A 25,501-nucleotide genomic window follows, 5' to 3' on the forward strand; every position below is an offset into this window, starting at 1 on the left:
GGCAGCGCCGGAAAAGGGACGCCTGCTCTGTTTAACGCCCCGTTAGTTTATGCATTTGCTGGGCGATAAACTGTGCCCTTGCGCCGAAGATAACCTGAATTCCCCTGTCGCCGACAAAAACTACGCCGCGCGCGCCAAGGTTATGCAGGCCATCCTTATCAACCGGCTGACCATCAGCTACCTCCAGGCGCAGGCGCGTAATGCAGGAGCCGACGCTGGTAATGTTACGTTCGCCGCCCAGCAGGCCGACGATCTCCTGCGCCAGCGCTTCGTCGCTCCTGGCGCCGGCGTTAGCCGCGGCATCGATGCGCCCCGGCGTTTTGATATCAAAACGACGAATAACGAAACGAAAGGTGAAGTAATAAATCAGCCCCATCGGCACGCCAACGATGGCTGCATTGAGATAGTTTGTCTGAAAGCCGTTAAGTGAAGGCAGGATGCCGAAGGAAATATAGTCGATCAGGCCAGCGGAAAAAGATTTGGCGATATGGGCATGCAGCAGATACATGCACATATAGGAAAGCCCGGCCATTACGGCGTTAAAGATATACAGCAGCGGCGCCACAAAAATAAAGGTGAACTCCACCGGCTCGGTAATGCCGGTCAGGAAGCAGGTCAGCGCGGCGGAAAACAGAATGCCGGAGGCGATCTTTTTATTTTTACTGTTCGCTTCGTGGTACATCGCCAGACAGGCGGCGGGCAGCGCAAACAGCATCAGCGGGAATTCGCCCTGCATAAATTTACCGGCGTCGTGATAGCTGTCGCTGCTGAACGATTTCACCCCCTCTTCCAGCATCTTAAACCAGATAGTCTGGTCGCCATGAATCAGCTGCCCGCCCTGGGTGGTGTAATCGCCAAAGGAGTACCAGAACGAAGGATACCAGATGTGATGCAGGCCCAGCGGAATCAGCGCGCGCTCTACCAGCCCGAAAATAAAAGTCGAGGCAGCCTGATTATCGCCGTTTACCAGCATCGACAGCGCATCGATGCCGTTCTGAATATGCTGCCAGATATAGGGCAGCGTCAGGCCGAGCAGGAAGGAGAGAAAGGCGGTGGCGATGGCGACGAAGCGCTTGCCGGAAAAGAAGCCGAGAAATTCCGGCAGCTGCAGGGTATGGAAGCGGTTGAAGCACCACGCCGCCAGAATGCCGCAGATTAGTCCGCCAAACACGCCCATTTGCAGCGTGGGAATGCCGATCACCAGCGCATATTTACCGCCGCTGGCCGCCATCTCCGGCGTAATATGCATCACCGTGCCGATGGTGACATTGGTAATCAGCACCGATACCGCAGCGGAAAGCGCCGCAATACCCGATTCCGAAGCAAGACCCACCGCAGAGCCGATGGCGAACAGCATCGGCAGGTTGTCAAAAATGATTCCGCCGGCGTTCATCATCAGCGGTAAATGAAACTTATCGCCAAACGCCAGCAGCAGGCCCGCCGCAGGCAGCAGCGAAATCGGCAGCATTAGCGCGCGTCCGATCATAGATAACTTCGATAATGAGGTGAATAACCCTGTGAACAGCCGCATAGTGCCCCCGGTGGAATAGCCAGCGATGCCTGAGATTTTTTATGATGAGTAAAACGTTTTACTAGAACGTTCTACTCATCGTTATGCAGGGACGATCTTTAGGCAATGGAAATTTCTTATGCAGCCAAAGGAAATCGTTATTTTATGATGCGGGTCTGAAAACGGCGCGGAGAAGAAGCGGATTTAAGTCGGCGGCTAATGGAAAAACCCTGCTAAGCGCAGGGTTTGGCGGCGGGGAGTGCGGGCTGCTGATGGTCAGCGCGCCCGCGCGGGCGATCAGGCTACCGCAGCGCTTGCGAGCTGCGCCCGTCCGGCGGATCCGCAAACGTTAATTTTGCTTCTGACTACCTCTTTCATCGCGTCCATGCCCACGCGCATGTAGTAACGCGGGTCGTTGCCCTGCGGGTTTTCCGCAAACCATTCTTTTACCGCCGCGGCGAAGGCGATTTTCAGTTCGGTAGCGACGTTAACCTTGCAGATGCCCAGCTCAATGGCGCGCCGCACCAGCGGGTCCGGTACGTCGCTGGCGCCGTGCAGTACCAGCGGCACATCAACCACGGCGCGAATTTCCGCCAGCCGCTGGAAATCGATTTTCGGCGCTTTGGTATAGAGGCCGTGCGCCGTACCGATCGCTACGGCCAGGCTGTCCACGCCGGTAAGCTCCACAAAGCGGCGCGCTTCCTGCGTATCGGTGAGAAAGGCGCTCTCTTCGTCAACGCTCATATCATCTTCCACGCCGCCCAGTCGTCCCAGCTCCGCCTCAACGCTGCAATCGTGGCGGTGGCAGTAATCCACTACCGATTTAACCAGCGCGACGTTTTCCTCAAATGGAAAGTGGCTGCCGTCGATCATGGCGCTGCGTACGCCGGCATCAACCTTGCGCCTGATATCATCCAGCGCTTCATGATGATCGAGATGCAGCGCCAGCGGCATCCCATAGCTGTTGGAGTAGGCTTCGCATAGCGCGAAGATTTCCTGAAAGGCGATATGCTTAAAGGTGCCGGGCGTACCGGCCAGGATCACCGGCGACTGCATCTCGCGGCAAACCTCCAGGATGGCCTGAATAGTTTCGGCGTTGTGAATATTGAACGCCGGTACGGCGTAGCCTTTCGCCTGCGCATCAAGAAGCAGGTATTTGGTAGAGATAATTCCCATACAGTAATCCTCTTATGCCTGCCACGGATGAATAACCACGCCTTTAACCACGCGGTTTACCGTACCGCTGGCGGAAGGCGTATCCGGCGTAATGCCCGCCTTGAGCGACTCCATCAGCGCAAAGACCTGTGCATACATCAGGAAGCAGAACGCCTGCTCAACGTCGATAAAGGCGCGCGACGGCGGCAGCAGCAGATGCGGGCCAGCCTCAATGACGGCGTCCGTTTCCGCCGCGATCGCCACCACGCGCATCGCCTGATTATCACGACGCAGCTCGGCCAGCAGATCGAGATCGTACTGACGGGTGTAGGGATGGCTGGAAATAAACATCACGATCAGCGTTTCGTTATCAACCAGCGATTTAGGCCCGTGGCGGAAGCCGGTCGGCGAATCATAAAAGGCGGCGATTTTACCGGCGGTCAGCTCCAGCACTTTCAGCGACGATTCACGCGCCGCGCCCTGTAAGCCGCCGCTGCCGAGATAAACCAGCCTTTTCCACTGGCCGTCGCCAAATACGCCGCCGCTGAAATCGCCCAGCGAGGTCAGAATCGCATGGCAGCGATCGGCCACCTGGCGGAAGGTATGGCTGTTGATAACCTCAGGGGCAAACACTGCCAGGCAGCTCGCCATCATGGTGGTGATACTGCTGGTCATGGCGAACCCGCGATCGTGCGTTTCCGCAGGCATCAGCAGCGCCAGAGCGTTATCGCTGCCGGTCGCGTTTTGATAGAGGCTGCCCGCTTCATTGCAGGTAATCACCAGGTGATAGCACTGTTTAACGCACTGGTTCGCCAGATCGACGGCGGCCACGCTCTCCGGGCTGTTGCCGGAGCGGGCGAAGGAGACCAGCAGCAGCGGTTTTTCCGGCGCCAGATAATCCATGGGATTGGTCACCAGATCGGTCGTTGGGATAGCGCTGAAATTTTTTCCGCTATGGCTCGCCAGCCAGGGCGCAATGATATCGCCGATAAAGGCCGAGGTGCCGGCGCCGGTCAGGACAATACGCAAATCCTCTTTCTGCAGCAGCGGCGCAAGAAAAGCGTCGATTGAATGACGCAGCGTATCGATATGGGCAAGCGATCGCATCCAGCTGGCGGGCTGTTGACGGATCTCTTCTTCTGTCCAGGTGCCGGTGGCAGCGGGGGAGGGAACATAGATTTCAGACATAGCGCAATCCTTAGTGGGATGAAACCTGGCAGGTAGCGAAGCGAGAAACCCTGCTTTCGTTTCATTTCTATTGAGTCATTTAAATCATTAATGGCAATGTATAGCAAAGAAAAAGAAAGTTCAACGAAGGAAAATGAAAGAAAGCGGAAACTGTGATCGGGGTAAAAGGTGGTTAAATAACTTGCTGATAAGTAATAAATTAATTGAAAGGAAAAGGATGTTTTCCCGCCTAAAGGAAAAGAAAGCTGGCGATATCGCTATCGCCAGTAAGGTAAAGAAACCCGCAACGCTACAGCGCCATAACGCTACAGGGCGACCGGCTGCCCCTGAATCCAGATCCGCTGTAAACGCAGTTCGTCGTTTAGCGCAATAACGTTGGCCTGCTTCCCTTCGCGAATTGACCCCAGTCGCTGGTCGATGCCCAGCAGTTTCGCCGGATGCAGCGAGGCCATATGTATGGCTTCCTCCGGCGGGACGCCGACGCGGTTGACCATATTTCTGACGGCGGCATCCAGCGACAGGGTGCTGCCCGCCAGTCCGCCGGCGGCGGTGCGTACAATACCCTCGCGCATTTCTACCGCCTGGCCGCAAAGCGTATAGGAGCCGTCCGGCATACCCGCTGCGCGCATGGCGTCGGTAATCAGGATGAGCCGCTGCGGCGCGCAGTTGCAGCACAGCTGCATCGCCGCCGGATGCACATGATGGCCGTCGGCAATCAGCTCCAGCCAGGCGCGCCTGTCGCTAAGCCCGGCGCCGGTCATCCCTGGTTCGCGGTGGTGCAGGCCGGTCATGCCGTTAAAGCAGTGAACCAGGCCATCGGCGCCGGCATCAAACGCGGCGACGGTTTGAGCATAGCTGGCGGCGCTGTGGCCGAGCATTACCCGGACGCCGCGCTGTTTAAGGTAGCGAATCGCCTCCAGGGCGCCCGGTTTCTCCGGCGCCAGCGCCACCACGCGCAGCGTGTTTTGCGAAATGGCGATCAGCTCCGCCAGCTCCGTCAGCTGCAGCTCGCGAAACAGTTCCGGCGCATGAGCGCCTTTGTTCTGCGGCGTAAAATAAGGGCCTTCGAGATAGCTGCCCAGCACCATTGCGCCTGGGCCGCCGCTTTGGCAGCGCTGGGCAATGCGCGTCAGCGCGCCTTTGATCCCGGCCAGCGGCGCGGTCACCGTAGTCGGCAGCCAGGCGCCGACCCCCTCCCGCGCCTTATGCATCGCCAGCCTGTCCAGCGTCTCCGGCGCCTCATCCATCACGTCATCCCCGGCGCCGCCGTGCACGTGAATGTCGATCAGGGCCGGGCAGAGCAGCTCGGCATCACGCGCCTTCACGCCAGCGGGAATCGGCTCAATCGCCGTTATCGTGTCGTTATCGATACGAATCTGACAGTCATCAAGCCAGCCCTGCTCGCTCAGCAGACGTCTGGCGCGCAGCAGCTGGGTCATATTCCTTCCTCAGCCACCGTCTCTTCGCGGCAGCGCCCCAGTTCGTCCGCGAGGCAGGTCAGCCCGCGGTGGCCGCACTCCAGCGCCTGAAGCCGGAATGCTTCGCCGCTGAGTCCGTCGCGATCCAGCACCATTTCCAGCAGCAGCTGTAAATTCGTGCCGGTAATCACCTCGCGTCCGGGTTTCTGCATCGCCAGCGTGGAGGCGACGCGGAACGGCGTGCCGCCCAGCAGGTCAGTGAGAAAAACAATATCTTCCTGAGCGTCCAGCGCGGCGACGGCTTCCTCCAGCTGCGAGGTCAGCAGCGCGGTCGTTGAGGATTCCGGAAAATCGATAGCGATAAACTGCGGCTGCTCTCCCAGAATCTGCCTCATCGCCTGCGCCAGACCGCTGGCGAATCCGCCATGACCGCAAAGAATAATACCTAACATAGAAGCTCCTTCTGCTTACAGGAAATGGGCGAACTTGCCGACGATGCCAAGAAGTACGGTAATGCCAATCAGACGTAGCGGACTCCAGCCGCGACGCACCAGCCAGAACATGGTCAGGGTGTAAACCAGCGGCAGAAAGGCGGGCATCAGCTTATCGATCACGTCCGTTTGCAGCTTAACAACCGCGTCGCCAGCGGTGATCTCCAGCGTGGTCGCCAGGCGTACATAGGTGGCGACCAGCGCGCCGATAACCGTCATACCGACGATTGAGGCGGCGTGGCCTACTTTTTTGGTGTTGGCCTTAATCAGCGGAATGGCCGCAACGCCCATGCGGTACGCGTAATGGGCAAGACCAAAGCGCAGGCCGAGATGGACCACATTAAACAGCACCATAAAAACTATCGCGCCGAGTATCGAACCCTGCAGCGCCAGGCTGGCGCCGATACCGCCGCAAATCGGCAGCAGCGTCAGCCAGAACATGGCGTCGCCAATGCCGCCCAGCGGCGCGCCCACGGCGATTTTGGTGCTTTGAATACTGTTGACGTCCTGTTTGGAACGCTCCATCGCCAGAATAATGCCGATCACAAAGGTCACCAGGAACGGATGGGTATTGAAGAAGCCCATATGCCCTTTCATGGCGCGCGCCAGATCGCGCGGATTGGTATGAATCTTTTTCAGCGCGGGCAGCAGGCCGTACAGCCAGCCGGAGGCCTGCATACGTTCATAGTTAAAAGAGGCCTGCAGCAGCATCGAGCGCCATGCGACGCGATTAATATCTTTTTTCGTCAGATCGGCGCCGATAGACTGATCTTCATACACATCTTCGTTTACGCCGGTCAGCAGCGATGTTTCGTTTACTGCGGCATTGCTCGGGGTGGTTTGATTAGATGCCATCTTCGAATTCCTCCTGCTGTGGCTTAGAAACGGCGGGTTCCGGGTTTTTACGAAGCAGATCGATCAGCGCCATCGCCAGCGCGGCGGCGGCAATCGCCAGTACCGGCAGCTTCAGCCAGGCGGCGGCGACAAAGCCGATGATGAAGTAGGGGATGTAGACATTCTTCATCATGATCTTCAGCAGTACGGCGAAGCCGATGGCTGGCATAATGCCGCCCGCCACGCCAAGGCCGTCAATCAGGCGCTCCGGCAGTACGTCAATGGCGGTTTTGGCATGTTCGGCGCCGAAGTAAATCGGCAGGAACGCACAGAGGAAATAGAAGGTGCCGAGCGCCAGCAGGGCCAGATAGTTCACGCGTTCAATCCCGCGCGTATCTGCGTTGGCGGCCATACGGTCGCAGCGCGACATCACCCCGGACATTACCGAGAACAGGAAGGTGATGCCCATCTGCACCGCGACGGCGAAAGGCACCGCCACGCCGACGGCGACGTCCGGTTTGACGCCGGTAGTAATAGCGAAGGTGGTACCGACAATGGTGCCGATAATTACGTTAGGCGGCTGCGCGCCGGCCAGCGGCGCCAGACCCATCCATACCAGCTCCAGCGTACCGCCGGTAAGGATACCGGTTTGCAGATCGCCCAGCACCAGGCCGACCAGCGGACCAAGCACCACCGGGCGATGCAGATGCGTTAAGCCGTTGAACATATCCAGACCGGCGATAAAGGCGAGAATGCCAAGAGCAAAGGCCTGTAACAGACTGATTTCCATCGTCAGCTCCTTAAAGCGCTTTAAAGAGATCTAAAGCGGGTTCCGTTGGGACGCCCTGTATAAAACATTCCACGCCAGCGGCTTTCAGGCCCTGGAACGCGGCGATATCGTCGGCATCTACCGAGACGGTTTTAGCAATCTGCTGCTTGCCGTTGGCGTAGTGCATATTGCCGACGTTGATGCGCTCGATTGGCACCCCGCCCTCTACCAGCTTGAGAAAATCGGCGGGCGTTTTGCAGACCAGCAGGATTTTTTGCCGATCGGCGGCGCGATGAATGTTGTCGATCACCTTCTGTAAGGGCCAGAAGCGAACGGCGATGCCTTCCGCCAGCACCATCTCCATCAGATTCTGCTGTACGCTATCTTCAGCAACCTCATCGTTAGCGACCAGCACCAGATTCGCCCCGGCAAATCCAACCCACTGAACGCCAACCTGACCGTGAATCAGGCGCTCATCAATGCGGCTTAAAACAATATTTGGCATAGTCATATTCCTCTTATTTGTTATGCGTTATCGCGAGGCTCGCCCTGGCAGGCGGCAAAGTAGTGATGCAGTACATCCTGGATGCGATCGATAATTAGCTCGTGCGGCGTCGCCAGCAGTTCGCCCTGGCGTACTTTCTGGTATTGCAGTGGAAGATACTGGCTGATTAACGGCAGCGGAATCGGGCTTTCCGCCAGGTTGCTTACCAGCCGGGAGAAGGCTTCATCAATTTCACTGTCCGGCCAGTAGTAGCGTATCCGGTCGGAATAGCTGTAGCTGCGGGCGAGGCTGCAGGCATTATCGTCGCCGAAATAGTGGCTTTTCCAGTATTCCGGGCGTTTGCGCATTACCTCTTCCAGCACCTGGCGCAGCCGGGAACAGGCGCTTTCCGGCAGCAGCTCCTGTTCAATCGCCGCCAGTGAGAATAACGCTTCGCGCAGGGCAAAGGTTAACGCCGGGCCGACTTTCAGAATGGCAAAATGATCTTTTACCAGCTGACGTAGCGCATGGGGCGTCTGATAATCGGTGGAGTGGGCTTCAAATATCAGCGTCTCGCTGCCTTCGGTTACTTTACTCAGCGCGGCGGCGGCCTGCGGCCGGTAATCGATCACGTTGGTGTGATCGAACTCTACGCCAGGCTGAACCACCAGGGCGATAATCCGCGGCCAGACCGCCTGCAGGCCCTGGCGCGCAAAAGCCTGACGATGCGCCTCCAGCGTGGCATGCGCCGCTTCAGGCGTGGTGACGGCAAGTTCAGTCAGCGTTTCATGCGCGCCGCCGGGTACCGGCACTTCGGTGCCGATAACGTACACCAGATCGGATGCGCCAAAGTGGCGCTGGCAGGTCTCTTCGGCTATTTTTGCCAGTCGCGCCGCGCGTTCAGCGACAATTTCATCGGTCAGGGGCAGCGGATCGTCGGCGCAGGACATGCTGCAATCAAGGTGAATCTTTTTAAAGCCCGCGGCGACGTAACTTTCAATTAGCGCATCCGCATTGGCCATCGCTTCTGCCGCCGGCAGGTTTTGCCAGCGGTTGGGACCCAGATGATCGCCGCCCAGAATCAGCTGCGCTCGCGGGAAGTTTAATGAATCGGCGAGCCGGCCGACAAAACCGTAAAAATCTGCGGGCGTCATACCGGTATAGCCGCCAAACTGATCGACCTGGTTAGACGTCGCCTCAATCAGCAGGGTGTGCTGATTTTTTTGCGCGAAGCGTAATGCGGATTCCAGTACCAGCGGATGGGCGGAGCAGACGGCATAAATCCCGTTCGTTGCGCCCTGCTTGTGCCGCGTTACCATTTCAGTAAGAAGTTTCACTTTCGTCTCCGTCTCAGATGCCAGGATGCTTGCATTTCGATTCCTTTTATTTATGCTGCATTAGCGCGTCATGAAAACAAAACGAAAGATAGTGGTTTTTCGATCTGTTTCACAAAAGAAGCATAATGAAAGCAGTAAGACGTAAGGCAGGTCACCTTTACGCGGTGAAAGCGGCTTGCATTTTGCGCAAAGAAAGGTGTTAATAGAATGTTCGAAATGAAACGAAAGTTTTTAGCAAGGGGCCGTTATGGGTAGCACTGATATTTCCTTAGATAAGCGCGTCGTGGGAACCAGCGAGCGGCGTGAACTGATTATTCAGCGGCTGCGGCAGCAGGGAAGCGTCCAGGTTAACGATCTCTCTGCGCTATTTAATGTCTCAACCGTGACGATTCGTAACGATTTGGCGTTTCTGGAGAAGCAGGGCATTGCGGTTCGCGCCTATGGCGGCGCGCTGATCTGCGACAGCAATACGCCAGCCGTTGAGCCGTCCGTTAAGGATAAAAGCTCGCTTAATCCCGCGTTAAAACGCGAAATCGCTCAGGAAGCGGCTAAGCTGATTGCGCCGGGCCATCGCATTATCCTCGATTCGGGAACGACGACTTATGAAGTGGCGCGTATGCTGCGTCAGCATCAGGACGTTATTGTGATGACCAGCGGTATCAACATCGGCAATGCATTGCTGGAGGCGGAAGGCGTGGAACTGCTGATGACCGGCGGGCACCTGCGCCGTCAGTCGCTCTCTTTCTATGGCGATCAGGCGGAGCAGTCGTTGCAAAACTATCACTTCGATATGCTGTTTCTTGGCGTGGACGCCATTGACGCTGAGCGCGGCGTTAGCACGCACAATGAAGATGAGGCGCGCCTGAATCGCCGCATGTGCGAGGTGGCGGAGCGGATTATCGTGGTCACCGACTCCAGCAAATTTAACCGCTCCAGCCTGCACAAGATTATCGATATTCCACGTATTCATACCATTATTACCGATCGCGGCGTACCGGCAGAGAGCCTGCAGGAGCTGCAGAAAGCGGGCGTTGAGGTCATTCTGGTAACGGGAAGCTCTGCGGACGCGGGCAGATAAGGGCCGCCGGCGCCGGCGGCCGCTTCCTGCATTGCCAGCGAGCAGTGGCCAACGGCTCTTCCCGTACCGCAGGCGTGAATTGAATTTAAAGTCAGCAATATCGATGCGGCAACGCGCTGCCTCAGCGAGAAAGGTTTCCGGCTGCTAAACGAGAAGAGTCCGGGGCCGGACCCTAACCCGTTTATTTAGCCCGGAAGGGCTGCTGGCGGGAGTCACGGTAACGTCGTGGCGGCGGCAGGAGGCGTAAAGCCGGTGATTTAAGCGCGTGGAACCAGGCTTAACATTGCGATATCGGCAGGGCCGTGCTTTATAGCCGCTGGCCTGGCATAGCGGTTTTAAGCCCCGCGCCATGCCAGATTCCGCCTTTCAACCGTGCCGGCAGCCTGCCCGAACGCGCCGCTTATTTAGATTTCCACACACTCTTTTGCGGGTTTCACACGGCTTAAGGTGATTTCCTTATTAATATATTTCCTGAATAGCGCCCTTGTCGCGTAGATCGGACCAACGCCGATCAGCGCATACATCAGCTTAATAATGAACTGAGATATAATCATCGTCTTGATGGTTTCGATACTCAGTACATTATAAAAGGCCAGCGTACAGAAAATGACGCTGTCGATAGCCGAAGCGATGACGTTGCTGGTGATAACGCGGATAAAAAGATATCTGGAGTTGGTCAGCTCTTTAATTTTGCACAGTATCATTGAGTTGATGTTTTCAGATATCAGATAGGCGGCGGAAGAGGCGAAAAGTACCGCGATAATGCTTTGCACAAACGCGCTATAGGAGGCGTTCAGCTCCCATTCCGCCAGGCCCGGCAGCAGGCTGGTAATCCATAGTCCGGTCACGAAAAGCGTATTAGAAACAAATGAAATAAGAATGGTTCTGCGCGCCATCTTTAAGCCATAGAACTCGTTGATAATATCAACAAAGATAAACGAGAGCGGATAGATAAATATAGCGGGTGGTACAACAAAATTTACCACCGGAATCAGGATAGGTTTCACGCCGCTAACGGTACTTAGCAGATAGATTACCGTTAGCGCAACGCTTAATATCAGGTAGGCGTACCAGGAACGTTCATGTCTGTCGCCAAGATCATAAGCGGTAACGGTGTTGCCATCGCCGTAAAGCCGACGGTAAAGCGCCTTAAGCTCATTAGGATTAAAGTCGTCTGAAATTTCGCTGCTCTCCAGTTCCTGTAACCCAATGGTAATATGTTTTCCGGTCGCGAGCACCATAACGTTAGCGGTTATAGTATCCGCCCGGTTAAAGCCGAGTAGCTTATACTTTTGGTTCTGTTCCATCCTGTTTTCATCCTTAAAATTATTAAAGCTATACTCTGTTACTGGATTCTTTCTTCAATAATTGTGCCTAACAGCCATTCCTGCTCCGCGTTAAAAGGCTGGAGTCTGTCATCCGTTTTTTTAATGAACATTCCCCTGCCTTCCGCATGGTATAACGCCAGCTGCTTGTTTTTAGGCGTGGTATTTCTCTTTATAAGCAAAATATCGCCAGGGAAGAAAATGTTGCTCATGTTATTTTCTACCCGCATGGCGACCATATTCGACACATCGCCAAAAAACCAGGTTAAGGGACATTGCGTTGCCAGATCGCCAACCCTTTTTCCTGCGTTTATCAGAAAAGCGGATTGCGGAATGATCGGAACCGCTGCGGGATTTTTATTTCCTTCCGGGGATAGCGTGTTTTCTATTGTTTCAATATGTTCTAAATCATAGTTTTCGATAACGTCGCAGGGGACGCCAAAAAAGTCGGCAATGCGCGAGATGGTGGAGCGCTGCACATTGTTCACCTTACCATCGAGGATCTTGTATAAGGTGGCGCGCGTGACGCCGGTACGATTGGCGAATGAGACTTTGGTCTCGCCCCGGCTTCTCATAATATATTCTATGTTATTGATTATGTTTTCTTTTCTTTGAGAACCCGATAACTTCATTGATAAACATCCCCGTCGGTAGTGGCGCACGGCATGCTATAAAGAAAGCTGCTGTGTTTCAATAAGCACTGTTTTCAGATCTGAGAGGAACTATACATTTAGCCATAATTAATGTATACGCCATTTTATTACTTTGTCTTTAAATTTTAATAAGTTAACTAATGTTTGTTATCTTTGGTGGTCATTTTTAATTTCATTTTGTCTCTTTTTGTGTTGACTTTATATGCCATAAAATATTAGGTTGTCTACATAAAGCGTACGTTCGCTATACAATAATTTTTAATTTTTTGTCTTTTCTTCCAACACCAGGGAAATACAGCGGTCAGCGGCCTCTTTGCTGACCTGCTTCCTGCCTGGCAAAGTGCCGATGTGTTCCCATTTTCCCTCGCTGCGCGCAGCTGGCTCAGTCCACAGGCGGTTGCCGTTGGCAAAAGCTGAGGCGACGTTTTTTGGCCTGAGCCTGTCATTCCTTAAAACTCTTATTTGAATGCTTCAGCAATGAGTAATTATCCGCCATCGTAGATAAAATATAATTAATTAACTCATTATTAATGTATTAATATTATCAGTAAATTACTAATGAAGCAGAATGATAAACTTATATCGAAAATAAATATCTCACGAATGCAATAAACTCACTTAAGATGTCGGCGTTTAATAGGCGGTATAGAAATTTGCGGCTCAGGCAAGCGCTTTTCGTTTCGTTATATCGGTAGCGATCCGGCAGCTTGTCTGTCTCCAGTAATCTACAGGGCTGCGGCGTCAGCTTTTCATGCCGGCAGACGTTTAAAGATAAATCAGCAACATAAAGCAAAAACGCCAATGTATTTGATGATGTCGTGACGCCGGAAACAGAGAACGCTACGCCGTTGATGATCTGATTAATAGCAGCTAAGGTTGTAATAGCCGTGCGTAAGCGTATGGAAATAATTATATTAGTTTAATAAAAATTTTATACGTAAATAGCAAAGATGCTATTTAGTTTTTACCGCTAATGACTGTAGCGATTTTTTCTGTATATCAAGACCGTATTGCCTGATTTACTGTCGTAACAAATATCTGCAGCTGGATTATGTGGTGATAATTACGGCAATGAAACTAATAATGTCCTGAAAAATATCCAGCATGGTAGTAAAACCGGGTGAAGCAACAACAGCAAGTTAAGCATTAACGCGAATAACGAAAACAACATTAATAAAAATTCATTCTGTAACAGAAACAGATAAGAAAAAATTTCAAATGGCTTTTAGCCATGTTTTGTCATAATCAGAAATTTAAAATTGAGGTCTATTTTGATTCGCTATATTCCAATACCTGTGTCACTTATTTCAGTTATTATCTCTGGCGCGCTTAATGCGGCGCCAGTAAATACCCCGATATTTAAAGGCGTTGATAATTTCCGGGATATTGCCGGTACTACGTCTGTTTATGAAACCAGGGGCGGCGGCCTTATGCGTAGCGGCGTATTTTACCGTTCCAGCGCGCTAACCTTAACTGAAGCAGATAAGGCCGCCTTCGGTTCACTGGGTATAACCAACATTTACGATTTGCGAACGCTGAAGGAAATCGCTAAAACGCCTAATACAAAAATTGATGGCGCTGACTATACCCATATCAACGTGATTATGGCGGTACTTGGACGAGATGATGAAAGTTTGCCCGTCGCGATGCCGCAAAGCGGTGAAGAGACGAAATCGTTGATGCTGCAGGCCAATATTGCCTTTGCCGGCGATACCGGGCTGCATACGCAGTTTGCGAAATTGCTTAATAGCATGGCGTTGACCGATGGGGCCGCCGTATTCCACTGTACCGAGGGCAAAGATCGTACCGGCTGGATCTCAATGGTGCTAATGAGCATCGCCGGAGCTGACGATAGCGCGATTATGGCTGATTATCTGGCAAGCAATGATTACTCGCGTGAGCATATTGAAGCAACTATCGCCAGGCTGCCGCCGCCGCTGGCTGAGATTTACACGCCGTTTTTGTATGCCGACGCCAGCTATTTGCAGGCGGGCCTGGATGAGGTGGCGCGTCTGTACGGCTCAGTTGATAACTATATCAGGGAAGGGCTGGGTCTATCACAGGAGACGATCTACGTGCTGCGCGGCCGGATGGTGCAATATAGCCAGCTTCCGGGGCAGGCCGCGCTGCGTGGGAACGCCGCTCAGGGCGCAGCGCTGCTCAACGCGTTACAAAACAGCGAACTGTCAGGACGCTATACCGCATATAACTATTACCTGCAATCCGCGATTGACAGTGGAAGCCTTGGCGGCGTGGAAGCCCGGATCGGCGGACAGATCCATGCCGATACGGCCAGCTATCTGCTGCGCAGCGGTGCGCGGATGGACAGAGCGCTGGCGCCAAACCTTGACAGCCGTCAGCTGCAAAATGGGGAAGGGAAGCTGTGGATCACCGCCCTTAACGGCTATACGGGCAACGAAGGCTCAGACAAGGCGGCCAGCAGTAATGAGCACAGCACCGGCACGCTGCTCGGCTATACCCAGCGGGTTAACGCCCGGCTTAGCGGCTATGGCGCGCTGGGGTATAGCTGGGGCTCGCTGGGCAGCGCCGGCGCCGAGGCGGATGCCAATACGACGATGCTGGGCGCCGGCGCCAGATACGCTTTCGAAGATCTCTCGTATGGTCCTTTTGCCGCCGCCGATATTAACGCCGGCTGGGTAGACTACAGCAGCACCCGTCGTCTGGGTGGAGGATTAGATACGGCCGCAGGCGATACGCATGGGCAGCTGTTTTCCGGCGCGCTTCGTGTTGGCTATGTCAGCCAGCATGAGATGTTTAGCGTTGAAACTTCAGTTGGCGCCCGGCTCACGCATCTGCATATGGACGGCTTCCGCGAACACGGCAGCGAACTGGCGCTGAACGTTGACGGTATCAGCGAAAACCGCTCCAGCGGCCTGGCTAATATCAATATCACTTTTAATCCCTACAGCAGCGGGAGCTGGACCCTGACTCCCGCCGTGTCTGTTGGCTATGAGCATAGCTTCAGCGCGCCTTCCGCCCACAGCCGCGCCCAGCTGCACGGCTACGACGTTGACCAGCGCTCCGCATTCAACAGCCGCGACACCTTTAACGCCGGGGCAAATATTGGCGTAACGCGCGGGGCGTTTAGCCTGAATCTCGGCGGGCAGGCGGACGTTGCCGGCGGCAACCACAGTCACGGCTTCAGCGGTAATTTAAGCGTGGCCTACACATTCTGATATCCGCAGCAGGCTGTGGTTGCTGACAGCCTGCTGCGCGGCGTGATCCTGGCGCCATAATTATCCGCCCAGGTTTTTAACGCTGCGCTTATCTGAAAGAGCAGGGCCGTTCCGACTAACCTGCCATATTATCCCGGCGCGCTTCTCCCGCTACGCCTTGCGCTATGTTGTTCTGAAATCACTGCTACCGGCCACAGCAGGGATAATTTCAACTTGCTCCCGCTGCCCCATGCCTGTGCAACAGGAGACGAAAAAGGGGAACAACATTCGCTTAACCCATCAGTTTATTACTTCCGCGTTTTTGATCACACTTATTACCTCAGGGGATGGACAGAACTGTTTTCAGCTAAGCGTACTTTTATAGCGGCAAAATGACGTAACGCCAGCCAGCGGTTAAAAACGGCGTTAATAAGAACTATGGAAGGCGTGAATATTCACCCGCCGGCTTACAGCCGACAACTATCGCAATATGGAGTTTATATGAAAAACGAAAGCAAAAAATTTTATCGTTCCTATTTCTCAGCTACCGAAAATGCAACGAACTGGTTTTCTATTCTGTTTAGCGCCACGCGGCGTGAGGCGATGCTTGATAGTGTTATGCAATGGGATTATACCCGGCCCGCAATTAAAAAATAGCCGGGGAATATTTACGGCAGGGGCGGAAGTCTTTCCTTCAGCCGCCCCCCGCCGAAAACTTAACCGCCAGACAACCGCGCTTTACAGCGAACGGCTGAGGGCGTCAACAGCCAGTATGGCATGGGCGACATCTTCCCCGCTGAGCGTGGCGTCAAGGTTGCGTAAGGTATCGCCGGCGCTGTTCGCCAGATTGCCAATCTTAACCAGATCGCTCCAGCTGGCCGTTTCAAGATGCAGCTCTTTAAGCGTAGTTGGCATTTTTATGGCGCGATAGAAAGCGATATATTTTGCGATCTCTTCATCGGGGCGCTGTTCAAGAACCAGCTGCGTCAGCGTGCCGTAGGCAACTTTTTCACCATGCGTCAGATGATGAATATCGCCGTTAATCGCCGTAAAGCCGTTATGAATGGCGTGCGCGCCGGCGAGGCCGGCGTTTTCAAAGCCAAGCCCGGAAAGCAGAGTATTTGCTTCAACAACCGCCTCAACGGCCGGCGTTACCAGCTGTTTGCTGACCGCCTGATAAGCGCTTTTCCCCCATGTAAGCAGGGTTTTTTCGCAGGCTTCGGCAATGGCCATCGCCGCAACGGTAGGCGCTCCATCCACCATCGATTTGGCATGGCTACGCTTAACGGCCGCCGCTTCAATATAGGTAGCCAGACCATCGGCAATGCCGGAGGCAAACAGGCGAACCGGCGCTTTAACGCAAATAGCGGTATCCACCAGCACCAGGTCGGGGTTTTTGGTATAGAAACGGTATTTCTCAAATACGCCGGCATCCGAATAAATCACTGAAAGCGCGCTGCAGGGAGCATCAGTGGAAGCGACGGTAGGAACAATAATCACCGGCTGCTTAAGTTCATCGGCAACCGCTTTTACCGTATCTAAGGTTTTGCCACCACCCAGACCAATTACCGTGGTGGTTTTACAGCTTTTAGCCAGCTCAGTCAGCCTGGAAATTTCGTTAGCGGAGGATTCGCCGCTAAAGGCTTCTTTTTTAAAGTTAATATGTGCCTGGCTTAAGGACTCCGTTACGCAACCGGATGTAATACCCCAGACGACATCGTCAGCAACCACAAATGCTGAATTTCCCAGCTCTGCGACATATTTACCCAGTTCAGCGATTACGCCCATACCCTGAACATATTTACGCGGTGATGAATATACAAACTTAGCCATATCGGTTCCCCTTATCGGACTGTATTCACAAAGTAAGTTTTAAGGTGTTATTACCCTCATTACTTTAAACACCGTAGCAGCAAACTTTCTTTCGAAACGTGATCCTCTTTCTTATGTGAGGATTTGTCCTTCTGATTATCTGTGTTATTCTTGCTAACGGATTGAAAATTCGAGTTTTATTGATTTTTCGTTAAATGGACGTTATGGATTGGGACGGTGATGAATTCAAGGCAGCAGTTGATACTACAGACAGTAACAGAAAACGGGAAAATTTCTGTCGCGGAGCTTGCTAAACTCACCGGCGTATCTGTGGTTACCGTTCGCCACGATCTGAACGTGCTGGAGAAAAATGCTTATTTGCGCCGCGTGCACGGCTCCGCTGTGGCAATTGACAGCGACAGCGTTGATACCAGGATGCTGAATAACTTCAATCAGAAAAAAATCCTTGCCGAATATGCCGCCTCCATCGTGAATAGCGGCGAAACCATTTTTATTGAAAGCGGCAGTACCAATGCGATACTGGCGCGTATTTTAAGTAAGCGCAGGGATTTAACTATTGTAACGGTAAGCTCCTACATCGCTAATCTGCTGCGCCACAGCCAGTGCGAAATTATTCTGTTGGGCGGAGTATTGCAAAAGCGCAGCGAAAGCATGGTTGGCCCTCTTACCCAGCTGGCGCTGAAAAACGTTCATTTCAGTAAGGCGTTTATCGGTATTGATGGCTTCCGTATTGATACCGGATTTACCGGCAGAGATATGCTGCGAGCGGATATTGTCAACAGCGCGCTACAAAAACAGGCAACAAATATAATATTAACCGATAGCTCAAAATTCGGCGTGGTTCATCCACATCCCCTTGGTCCAACCGGGCTGATTAATATGGTGATTTCCGATTTCACTATTAATGATCAATATCAAAGTTATTTATCCCGACAGGGAATCGAAGCGATTGCGCCAGCGGGCGATGATCAATTGCCATAGCGCTGGATGCAATGAGTCTCCCGCCTTTGTGAAGCTATATTGAGCTGCTTTACGCTGAACAGATCAATACTCAGGTTTTCAGGCGATGTATGATTATAGCGCCGATAAAGGATTCTCTACTGGTTGGGCCGCTGCCTGTTTATAAATTACCCGCTCAGCGAGGCATCTGGCTGATGTGGATAAGCGCGCCAATATACGGACAATGAGATTTGAAGTTTGAATCATCCCTAAAAAGGGTATGATATATTTTGTGAAGGCGGTAATTTGAATTATTGTTTATCATCGCTTATATCAGCGCTGATGAAACAGGGTTGATAATATAATTGCTGGTTATCCTTTTTGAGTGTTTTTAAGCAGGGTAGATTTTACAGGGAGATGTTGATGACTTTGAAAATAAAGGTTCTGTCTGCTGCTATAGCAGTATCGCTAATAAATAGTACCTCCACAGCTTTTGCTGAAACCCTTTATTATAACACTACCGGCGAACATAGCGCAGGCATGTGGGACTGGCAATCTCTGGGATATATCATTGGCGCAGGAGAAAATAATAGCGGCGATCTGACGTTAAAAGGCACGTCAGGTTACGATCACGATTTCTCTGCCGGTAAGGACGGAGGTAAAGGCACGCTGACTATTTCAGAGTTTTCTCGTAACGTAAATGATACTACTTATTTCTCCGTAGGCTCGGTCACTAAAGAGAATGTGACGCTCAGTAATACTGAAGGCGTATTAAACCTTGTTGGGGCAGATATTGGTGAAGTGACAACGCTCGGTCTCGATATAGGAAGTAGCGGTTTTTCTGACTGGCACACAAAACGGGAAAGCACGGTAACAGGGACGCTTAATATAGTTGATGGCGCGGTAATGAATGTTGGAAAAGCCGAAAACTTTTCTAATAATAAAGCATACGTCGGTGCCGGTAATATCAGTAATACCGGGATAATTAATATTTCCGGCGCTGGTAGCGCTCTGCATCTGATAAACAACGCGCCCTACTATGGTGATTCGGTTGAAAATGGAACCTTGTATTTAGGATTCATAGGTAACGGTATTATCAATATCACTGATGGTGGTAAGTTGTCCGCTGGCAGAGTTAGCGCATCAACTACGCTGGCAGGTAAAAACTCAGTGACTATGGCTAAGCCTCCGTTTGCTGAAATCAACGTTACCGGAGAGAAAAGCCAGCTTATTATCGGTAGTCAGATGGTGCTGGCCGCAGACGCCTATGACGATCTTCAGATGATTGATGCCACACTTACGCAAAAAGGGGCGGGTTCTGCGGTACTGAACGTAAGCGATCATGCTGAAGTTATTTTTGAAGGTAAGGCCAACACCGATATTGATGGTTTTGATAATCCTGTTTCCGGCCTGTTTATGGCCGGTAATGCCGCTACATCCGCTACCGTAAATCTGAACCAGGATGGCTTTATTTCCATCGCTAACAGCACCTTATCGCCGGATAAAGATGCGATTGTCGCAGGCGACGGCGTGTATGCTTTTAATCTAAATGGCGGTACGTTGCGGGTTAATGATTGCAGCTATTGTGAGGATACGCTTTCTACTGAAGTGGATATGAATGTCCTGTCACGATCGACGCTTGAATCAGGCGATAATAATCAGATGCTGCTAAAGGGGTCATTAGCAGGAGAAGGTGGGATAGTTAAAACAGGCGCAGGGTTAGTTGCGCTGGCCGGAAAAAATCATTATCTCGGCGGCACCTGGGTAGAAGGAGGAGAGCTGCGTGCTGATAACGATGGCGCCCTCGTCAATAATACACCCTATACCGTTAATGGCGGTAAGCTGAATCTTAACCAGCACGATCTGTTGATGTCATCGCTGTCCGGCAAAGGCGGCGCAGTAGATGTCACTACGGCAAATCTTATTATCGATCAAAATTCAGCCAGCCTTTATGCCGGCTCTTTTGTTGGCGCAGGCTCTGTTGAAAAGAAGGGGACTGCGACGCTTTATCTGAGCGGCGACAGTCGACAATATAATGGCGCTATCGCCGTACTGAGCGGAGGCGTGGATTCATCCAGAGCGCTGGGCGGAAATATAACGGTTCATAACGGCGGCACGCTATCTGCGGAAGGCTACCTTGGTAAAACTGAGGTGATGAACGCGGGCGTTCTGAAAGCAGGCAGCCAGTATCAGCAGAAAGAAACTCCGGTATCGTTGGAAATCGATCGCGGGCTGACTAACAGCGGAACCATTCTGCTGGCAAAAAGCGGTAATATTACCCGGCAACAGGTAGGAAATAAGCTGCTGGTGAATGGCAACTACAGCGGTCAGAACGGCGATATCTATTTTAATACCGTACTGGCAGACGATACTTCCGCTACTGACCGCATGATCGTTACCGGCGATACTGACGGCAAAACTTTCGTACACGTTAATAACGTGGGCGGCAACGGCGCTTATACGAAAAAAGGTATTGAGCTAATCAATGTGGCCGGGCAATCGCAGGGTGAGTTCGTTCAGAAAGAGCGTATCGTTGGCGGCGCCTATGAATATTTTCTGAGCCGCGGCGTGGGTAAGGATAGCAGTAACTGGTATCTGGTAAATACCCGGCCGAGTTCTGAGCTGGATCCGGAGCCAGCGGTGGAGCCGGAAGCGGTGCTCCGCCCGGAAGCAAGTGAGTATGGCGCTAACCTGCGGGCAGCAAATATGTTGTTTGTACACCGGCTGCACGATCGTCTGGGCGAACCTCATTATGTCGATTCCCTGACCGGCGAAGAAAAAGTTACCAGCATGTGGCTACGGCATGTGGGAGGGCACACGCGCTTCAGGGATAACAGCGGTCAGCTGAAAACCCAGGCTAACCGCTATGTATTGCAGCTGGGCGGAGATATCGCTCAGTGGAGCAGCGACCAGCGGGATCGCTTCCACCTTGGCATCATGGGGGGATATGCGAATCAGAAAAGCAATACCCGTAACTACCGAAGCGATTACCGGGCGGATGGCAGCGTTCACGGCTATAGCCTGGGGGCTTACGCTACCTGGCTACAGGATAATGAAGAGAAGACCGGCGCTTACATCGATAGCTGGATGCTGTACAGCTGGTTTGATAATAGCGTAACCGGGCAGTCGCTGGCCGCAGAGAGCTATAAATCTAAGGGGATCACGGCATCGGTGGAAGCGGGCTATACGTGGAAGCTGGCAGAGAAAAATAAGCGTGAAAGCTATTTCATTCAGCCGGTGGCGCAGCTGACCTGGATGGGCGTTAAGGCTGACCGTCATCATGAAATGAACGGTACCTCGGTTGAAGGCACGGGCGATGGCAATATTCAGAGCCGCCTTGGGGTGCGTACGTTTATTAAAGGGCACAGCCTGTTAGATGAAGGTAAAGAGCGTCTGTTTGAGCCGTTTGTGGAAGTTAACTGGCTGCACAATACGAAAAACTTTGGCGCATCGCTAAATGGCTATCATATTGAGCAGGCCGGCACGCGTAATATCGGTGAAATCAAAGTTGGCGTTGAAAGCCAGCTGGGAAAAAATATCAACCTGTGGGTAAATATCGCACAGCAGATCGGCGATAAAGCGTACAGCGATACGCAGGCGATACTGGGCTTTAAATACCTGTTTTAAGGCATGGCCTACCTCCAGTATCACTCTGCGGCGCGGCCGGAAAGGTTGTTTGCGTGACGGACTGCGTCATGTATTACGCCTGGTCATTATCTGGGCGGCTGGCCGCTCCGGCTGCATGCGCCGCGACATAAGGCTGCATAATTACACCATAACGCTCCCGCCAGGGAGCGTTTTTTATACGCTAGTTAATTGAATTAAATTCAACCCTAAAAGCAACCGTTAAAAATCGCTTCCTTATAAGCGGGGAGAGAGCGGAAATTATAAATTAATCGGTTAATAGCAAATAAAGCTCAACGCTTAAATCCCACAATACAATAATGTGATGTGTATTCAAATTCATATTTCAAAATGGAATGCATTCAATTTATTTTGCAAAAAAAATGATGTCTTATGCCATCTGTTTGCGATTTAAATCACTAATTAATTTTTGCGTGAAATATCTAAAGTGTTTGTAATTCAATGATATATCAGCGCAAGTGTCCTTGTTTAATTAAGCCTGGCACGGTGCCTGCAAATATGTGGGAAACAACAAAGGAGAAAGTTAAATGGCGTACAAAATTTTACTTCCGCAAGAAATCATGAAGGAAGGTAGAGAATATCTTGAGAGTCGCGGCTACGAGTTGATTACCGGTTCCGGGATGGAAGAAGAAGATATTATCCGCGATATTCCTGACTGCGATGGCATTATTGTTCGTCTCTCTAAAATGTCCGATCGCGTGTTCGAAGCGGCAAAAAAATTAAAAGTGGTAGCACGCCACGGCGCTGGTTATGACACCGTCGATTTAGACTCCGCTAAACGCCATGGCGTGACCGTCCTGAATGCACCCGTTGCTAACAGCATGTCTGTTGCAGAACTGGCGATTTTTTACATGTTGCATTGTTCACGTAACTTCAAGCTGGTGGAAGAGAAAATGCTGGAAGATTATTACTGGGCAAAGCTGCGCACCCCGAAGGTTGAGCTGGACGGTAAAACCCTGGGGCTGGTCGGCGTGGGCAACATCGGTTCTCGTGTGGCCATCAAAGCGCTGCACGGCTTCAACATGAAAGTTATTGCTTATGATCCTTACAAAACCCAGCAGCAAGTGCCGGAAGGGGTGGAATTAACCAACGATTTCGACCGGATATTTAAAGAAAGCGATTTTGTCTCCCTGCACTGTCCTGCCACTACGGAAACCTTTGACTTCGTTAGCGAAAAGCAATTTTCGTTGATGAAACCCACCGCCTATTTCATCAACACCGCGCGCGGCAAGCTGGTCGACGAAAAAGCGCTTTATCATGCGCTCTCAACCCACTCCATCGCCGGCGCAGGCGTCGACGTGCTGAAAAAAGAGCCTTTCGATCCGGCAGATCCAATTTTCACCCTGAGCAACATAGTGATCGCTCCGCACATTGGCGCCGCCACCAAAGAAGCCACCGATCGCGCCTCGCTGCACTCCGCTATCGGTATCGACGAAGTGTTGTCAGGCAAAAAACCGTCCTGGCCGGTGCCGGGTTTTTAAGGAGAGAATTATGTCCATTGGCAATCGTGTTTTTATCAAGCGTCCGGCATTCGATGTTGAATTATTGAAACATTACGAACAGCTTCCTGCGGCAAACATAGCCGACACCATGAATCGCATTGCAGTACTCGGCAACGGCATTAAACGCATCTCTTCACCAAAGAAACCGATTATGGCGGGCTATGCCATTACGGTGAAAGCGCGTGCGGGCGACAACCTGATGCTGCACGCAGCACTGGATATGGCAACGGAAAACGACGTTATCGTCGTCTCTAACGAAGGCGATCGTTCCCGCGCGCTGATGGGCGAAATCATGATCGCTTACGCCCATTACACCAGGAAAATCGCCGGTATCGTGCTGGATGGGCCTGTTCGCGATATTGATGCGCTTTCCGTGCTGGATTTCCCTGTCTTCGCTACCGGTTCAAACCCGGCAGGCCCGTTTAAAGAAGGCCCAGGCGAAGTGAACACGCCAATTGCCGTCGGCGGCGTGGCGGTGTCTCCTGGCGACCTGATTGTGGGAGATGCTGACGGCGTGATCGTGGTGCCGCTGAACGATGCCGCCGCCCTGCTCGACAAAGCAAAGGACTATTCCAGATTTGATGCGAGCAAGGTGGAAGCCGCGAAGAACGGCACTGCCAACCGTGCGTGGGTAAGAAAATCATTAGATGAAAAAGGTGTTGAATTCATCGACGACATCTACCGCTAGTTCCTACCAATAATGAAATGCCGCACGCTGTAATCAGGGCGTGTGGCTGTCAAATACAGGTAATGTAAACATGCTTTATCTTAAACTCTTACCCATTATCTTTTTCCCTGTTCTGTTCTGGGTTATACCTCATCCGCAAGGTGTTTCCGCGCAGACCTGGGAAATGGTCGGTATCTACCTGGCGATGCTGTGCGGGCTGGTTCTGCGTCCGTTTACCGACGCCGTTATTATGCTCATTATCCTCGGTTTCGCCTCGCTGGTGATCGAGCCAGGCCCGCTGTTTGCCGGATTCGGTAGCCCGATGGTATGGTTTATTATCAGCGCCTTTATCATCTGTAAGGCTTTCGTGATCACCGGCTTAGGCAAACGTATCGCCTACCTGTTGCTTCAGCGCTACGGTAAAAATACCCTGACGCTGGGCTATCTGATGATGATTACCGATACCGTTCTGGCTCCTGCCACCGGGTCAAACATGTCACGTTCCGGCGGAATAACCTTCCCAATCTTCCGTAATATCGCAGAAGCGCTGGGTTCAAAGCCGGATAGCGGCAGCCGTAAAATCGGGGCCTATCTCACGATCCTGATGTATGTGGTGTCGATGGGAACCTCCAGTTTGTTCCTGACCGGGATGGCCACCAACTCTATTACCGTCTCACTCGCTAATGAGATAATGGGGGTCAATCTTGAGTGGATGGTGTGGTTCAAAGCCGCCATCGTACCGGCAGGCATTGTGCTGTTAGCCGCGCCGTGGATCCTCTACAAGCTCTATGCGCCTGAGCTGAAAACCATCACCAACGTTAACGAAATCGCTACCAAAGGATTGCAGGAACTCGGCCCGTTGAAGCGAGAAGAGAAGCTGCTGGTAGTCTTCTTTGTGCTGGGTATTATCGGCTGGATGACGGGTTCGGTTACCGGTATTGCGTTTATTCCTGTCGGTCTCGCCTTCCTTGCCTGCCTGTTGCTGTTTGGCGTACTGAGCTGGAACGATGTGGTCAGTGAAAAATCGGCCTGGCAGACCTTTGTCTGGTACGGAGCGTTTTATGGATGCGCCGTCGCGCTATCCAAAGGCGGTTTTTATGTCTACCTGGTAGAAGTGATCAAAACCTGGCTCGATTTGTCGCAGCTAAGTGAAATCACCGCTTTGGGCGTGCTGGTGTTTATCAGCCTTGCAGTGCGTTACTTCTTCGTATCTAACAGCGCCTTCGTGGTGTCTTTCTACCCGGTTCTTTTTACTCTCGGCATGACCACCCAGGCGCACCCGATGTATGTTGCCCTGTCGCTGGCATTCTCTGCGGGTTACGGCGCGCTGCTGACGCACTACGGTAACGGCGCAGGGGTGTTTACCTTTTCCAGCGGCTATGTTCCGCAAAAAACTTTCTGGCTGCTCGGTACCGTCATGGTGCTGATCAACGTGTTGGTTTACTTCCTGATAGGTATCCCTTACTGGAAGATGATTGGTATCTGATAAGGAGAGCG

General features: G+C 52.4%; 20 protein-coding genes. 8 read left to right on the plus strand and 12 right to left on the minus strand.

Annotated elements, in window-relative coordinates; genetic code table 11:
- Positions 1-31: 31 nt before the first annotated feature.
- The 9 genes from FKM52_RS16865 to kbaZ all read right to left on the minus strand — a co-directional run bounded on the left by FKM52_RS16865 (position 32) and on the right by kbaZ (position 9,186).
- A complete protein-coding gene (locus FKM52_RS16865; RefSeq protein WP_141177321.1) occupies positions 32-1,531 on the minus strand; it encodes a PTS transporter subunit EIIC in 1,500 nt (499 codons plus the stop codon).
- Between the two features lie 276 nt (positions 1,532-1,807).
- Entirely contained in the window at positions 1,808-2,686 is an 879-nt protein-coding gene (gene kbaY, locus FKM52_RS16870; protein WP_141177322.1) for a tagatose-bisphosphate aldolase subunit KbaY, read from the minus strand.
- 12 nt (positions 2,687-2,698) lie between these two features.
- Positions 2,699-3,853 (minus strand): SIS domain-containing protein, encoded by a 1,155-nt coding sequence (locus tag FKM52_RS16875; RefSeq protein ID WP_141177323.1) that lies wholly within the window; start codon positions 3,851-3,853, stop codon positions 2,699-2,701.
- A gap of 305 nt (positions 3,854-4,158) precedes the next feature.
- Positions 4,159-5,292 (minus strand): N-acetylglucosamine-6-phosphate deacetylase, encoded by a 1,134-nt coding sequence (gene nagA, locus FKM52_RS16880; RefSeq protein WP_141177324.1) that lies wholly within the window; start codon positions 5,290-5,292, stop codon positions 4,159-4,161.
- Positions 5,289-5,723: a PTS galactosamine/N-acetylgalactosamine transporter subunit IIA gene (gene agaF, locus FKM52_RS16885; RefSeq protein WP_141177325.1), complete on the minus strand. Its 435-nt coding sequence runs from the start codon at positions 5,721-5,723 to the stop codon at positions 5,289-5,291. Before agaF ends, nagA begins: the two co-directional genes overlap by 4 nt.
- A gap of 15 nt (positions 5,724-5,738) precedes the next feature.
- Positions 5,739-6,617: a PTS N-acetylgalactosamine transporter subunit IID gene (gene agaE, locus FKM52_RS16890; protein WP_141177326.1), complete on the minus strand. Its 879-nt coding sequence runs from the start codon at positions 6,615-6,617 to the stop codon at positions 5,739-5,741.
- A complete protein-coding gene (agaW, locus tag FKM52_RS16895) occupies positions 6,607-7,386 on the minus strand; it encodes a PTS N-acetylgalactosamine transporter subunit IIC (protein WP_141177327.1) in 780 nt (259 codons plus the stop codon). Before agaW ends, agaE begins: the two co-directional genes overlap by 11 nt.
- A gap of 10 nt (positions 7,387-7,396) precedes the next feature.
- Positions 7,397-7,870, minus strand: a complete 474-nt coding sequence (gene agaV, locus FKM52_RS16900) for a PTS N-acetylgalactosamine transporter subunit IIB (protein WP_141177328.1) — start codon at positions 7,868-7,870, stop codon at positions 7,397-7,399.
- 20 nt (positions 7,871-7,890) lie between these two features.
- A complete protein-coding gene (gene kbaZ, locus FKM52_RS16905; protein ID WP_141177329.1) occupies positions 7,891-9,186 on the minus strand; it encodes a tagatose-bisphosphate aldolase subunit KbaZ in 1,296 nt (431 codons plus the stop codon).
- A gap of 247 nt (positions 9,187-9,433) precedes the next feature.
- Between kbaZ and FKM52_RS16910 the strand changes: the two genes are divergently transcribed.
- Positions 9,434-10,264 (plus strand): DeoR family transcriptional regulator, encoded by an 831-nt coding sequence (locus FKM52_RS16910; protein WP_141177330.1) that lies wholly within the window; start codon positions 9,434-9,436, stop codon positions 10,262-10,264.
- 404 nt (positions 10,265-10,668) lie between these two features.
- Here the strand turns inward: FKM52_RS16910 and FKM52_RS16915 are convergent, their stop codons facing one another.
- Both FKM52_RS16915 and FKM52_RS16920 read right to left on the minus strand, forming a co-directional pair.
- Positions 10,669-11,571 carry a queuosine precursor transporter gene (locus FKM52_RS16915; RefSeq protein WP_141177331.1) on the minus strand — a complete coding sequence of 301 codons (903 nt, stop codon included), beginning with the start codon at positions 11,569-11,571 and terminating at the stop codon, positions 10,669-10,671.
- Between the two features lie 38 nt (positions 11,572-11,609).
- A complete protein-coding gene (locus tag FKM52_RS16920) occupies positions 11,610-12,221 on the minus strand; it encodes a helix-turn-helix domain-containing protein (RefSeq protein ID WP_141177332.1) in 612 nt (203 codons plus the stop codon).
- A gap of 1,316 nt (positions 12,222-13,537) precedes the next feature.
- Here FKM52_RS16920 and FKM52_RS16925 point away from each other — a divergent pair.
- A complete protein-coding gene (locus FKM52_RS16925; RefSeq protein ID WP_246085547.1) occupies positions 13,538-15,439 on the plus strand; it encodes a tyrosine-protein phosphatase in 1,902 nt (633 codons plus the stop codon).
- A gap of 480 nt (positions 15,440-15,919) precedes the next feature.
- Positions 15,920-16,075 (plus strand): glucose uptake inhibitor SgrT, encoded by a 156-nt coding sequence (gene sgrT / locus FKM52_RS16930; protein WP_141177333.1) that lies wholly within the window; start codon positions 15,920-15,922, stop codon positions 16,073-16,075.
- An 81-nt stretch (positions 16,076-16,156) separates the two neighbouring features.
- Here the strand turns inward: sgrT and FKM52_RS16935 are convergent, their stop codons facing one another.
- Positions 16,157-17,251, minus strand: coding sequence for a glycerol dehydrogenase (locus tag FKM52_RS16935; RefSeq protein ID WP_141177334.1), 1,095 nt, complete (start codon positions 17,249-17,251; stop codon positions 16,157-16,159).
- Positions 17,252-17,470: 219 nt separating this feature from the next.
- On the opposite strand from FKM52_RS16935, the gene FKM52_RS16940 reads away from it, so the two are divergent.
- The 5 genes from FKM52_RS16940 to FKM52_RS16960 all read left to right on the plus strand — a co-directional run bounded on the left by FKM52_RS16940 (position 17,471) and on the right by FKM52_RS16960 (position 25,490).
- Positions 17,471-18,232, plus strand: a complete 762-nt coding sequence (locus FKM52_RS16940; protein WP_141177364.1) for a DeoR/GlpR family DNA-binding transcription regulator — start codon at positions 17,471-17,473, stop codon at positions 18,230-18,232.
- 1,134 nt (positions 18,233-19,366) lie between these two features.
- Positions 19,367-21,817 carry an autotransporter outer membrane beta-barrel domain-containing protein gene (locus FKM52_RS16945; protein ID WP_246085548.1) on the plus strand — a complete coding sequence of 817 codons (2,451 nt, stop codon included), beginning with the start codon at positions 19,367-19,369 and terminating at the stop codon, positions 21,815-21,817.
- 545 nt (positions 21,818-22,362) lie between these two features.
- Complete coding sequence (locus tag FKM52_RS16950; protein ID WP_141177336.1) at positions 22,363-23,316, plus strand: hydroxyacid dehydrogenase; 954 nt, start codon at positions 22,363-22,365, stop codon at positions 23,314-23,316.
- A gap of 10 nt (positions 23,317-23,326) precedes the next feature.
- Complete coding sequence (locus tag FKM52_RS16955) at positions 23,327-24,025, plus strand: RraA family protein (RefSeq protein ID WP_141177337.1); 699 nt, start codon at positions 23,327-23,329, stop codon at positions 24,023-24,025.
- Between the two features lie 70 nt (positions 24,026-24,095).
- Complete coding sequence (locus FKM52_RS16960; RefSeq protein ID WP_141177338.1) at positions 24,096-25,490, plus strand: DASS family sodium-coupled anion symporter; 1,395 nt, start codon at positions 24,096-24,098, stop codon at positions 25,488-25,490.
- The last annotated feature ends 11 nt before the right edge of the window (positions 25,491-25,501 follow it).

Origin of the sequence: Mixta tenebrionis, assembly GCF_006517625.1 — a bacterium.
GTDB classification, from domain to species: domain Bacteria; phylum Pseudomonadota; class Gammaproteobacteria; order Enterobacterales; family Enterobacteriaceae; genus Mixta; species Mixta tenebrionis.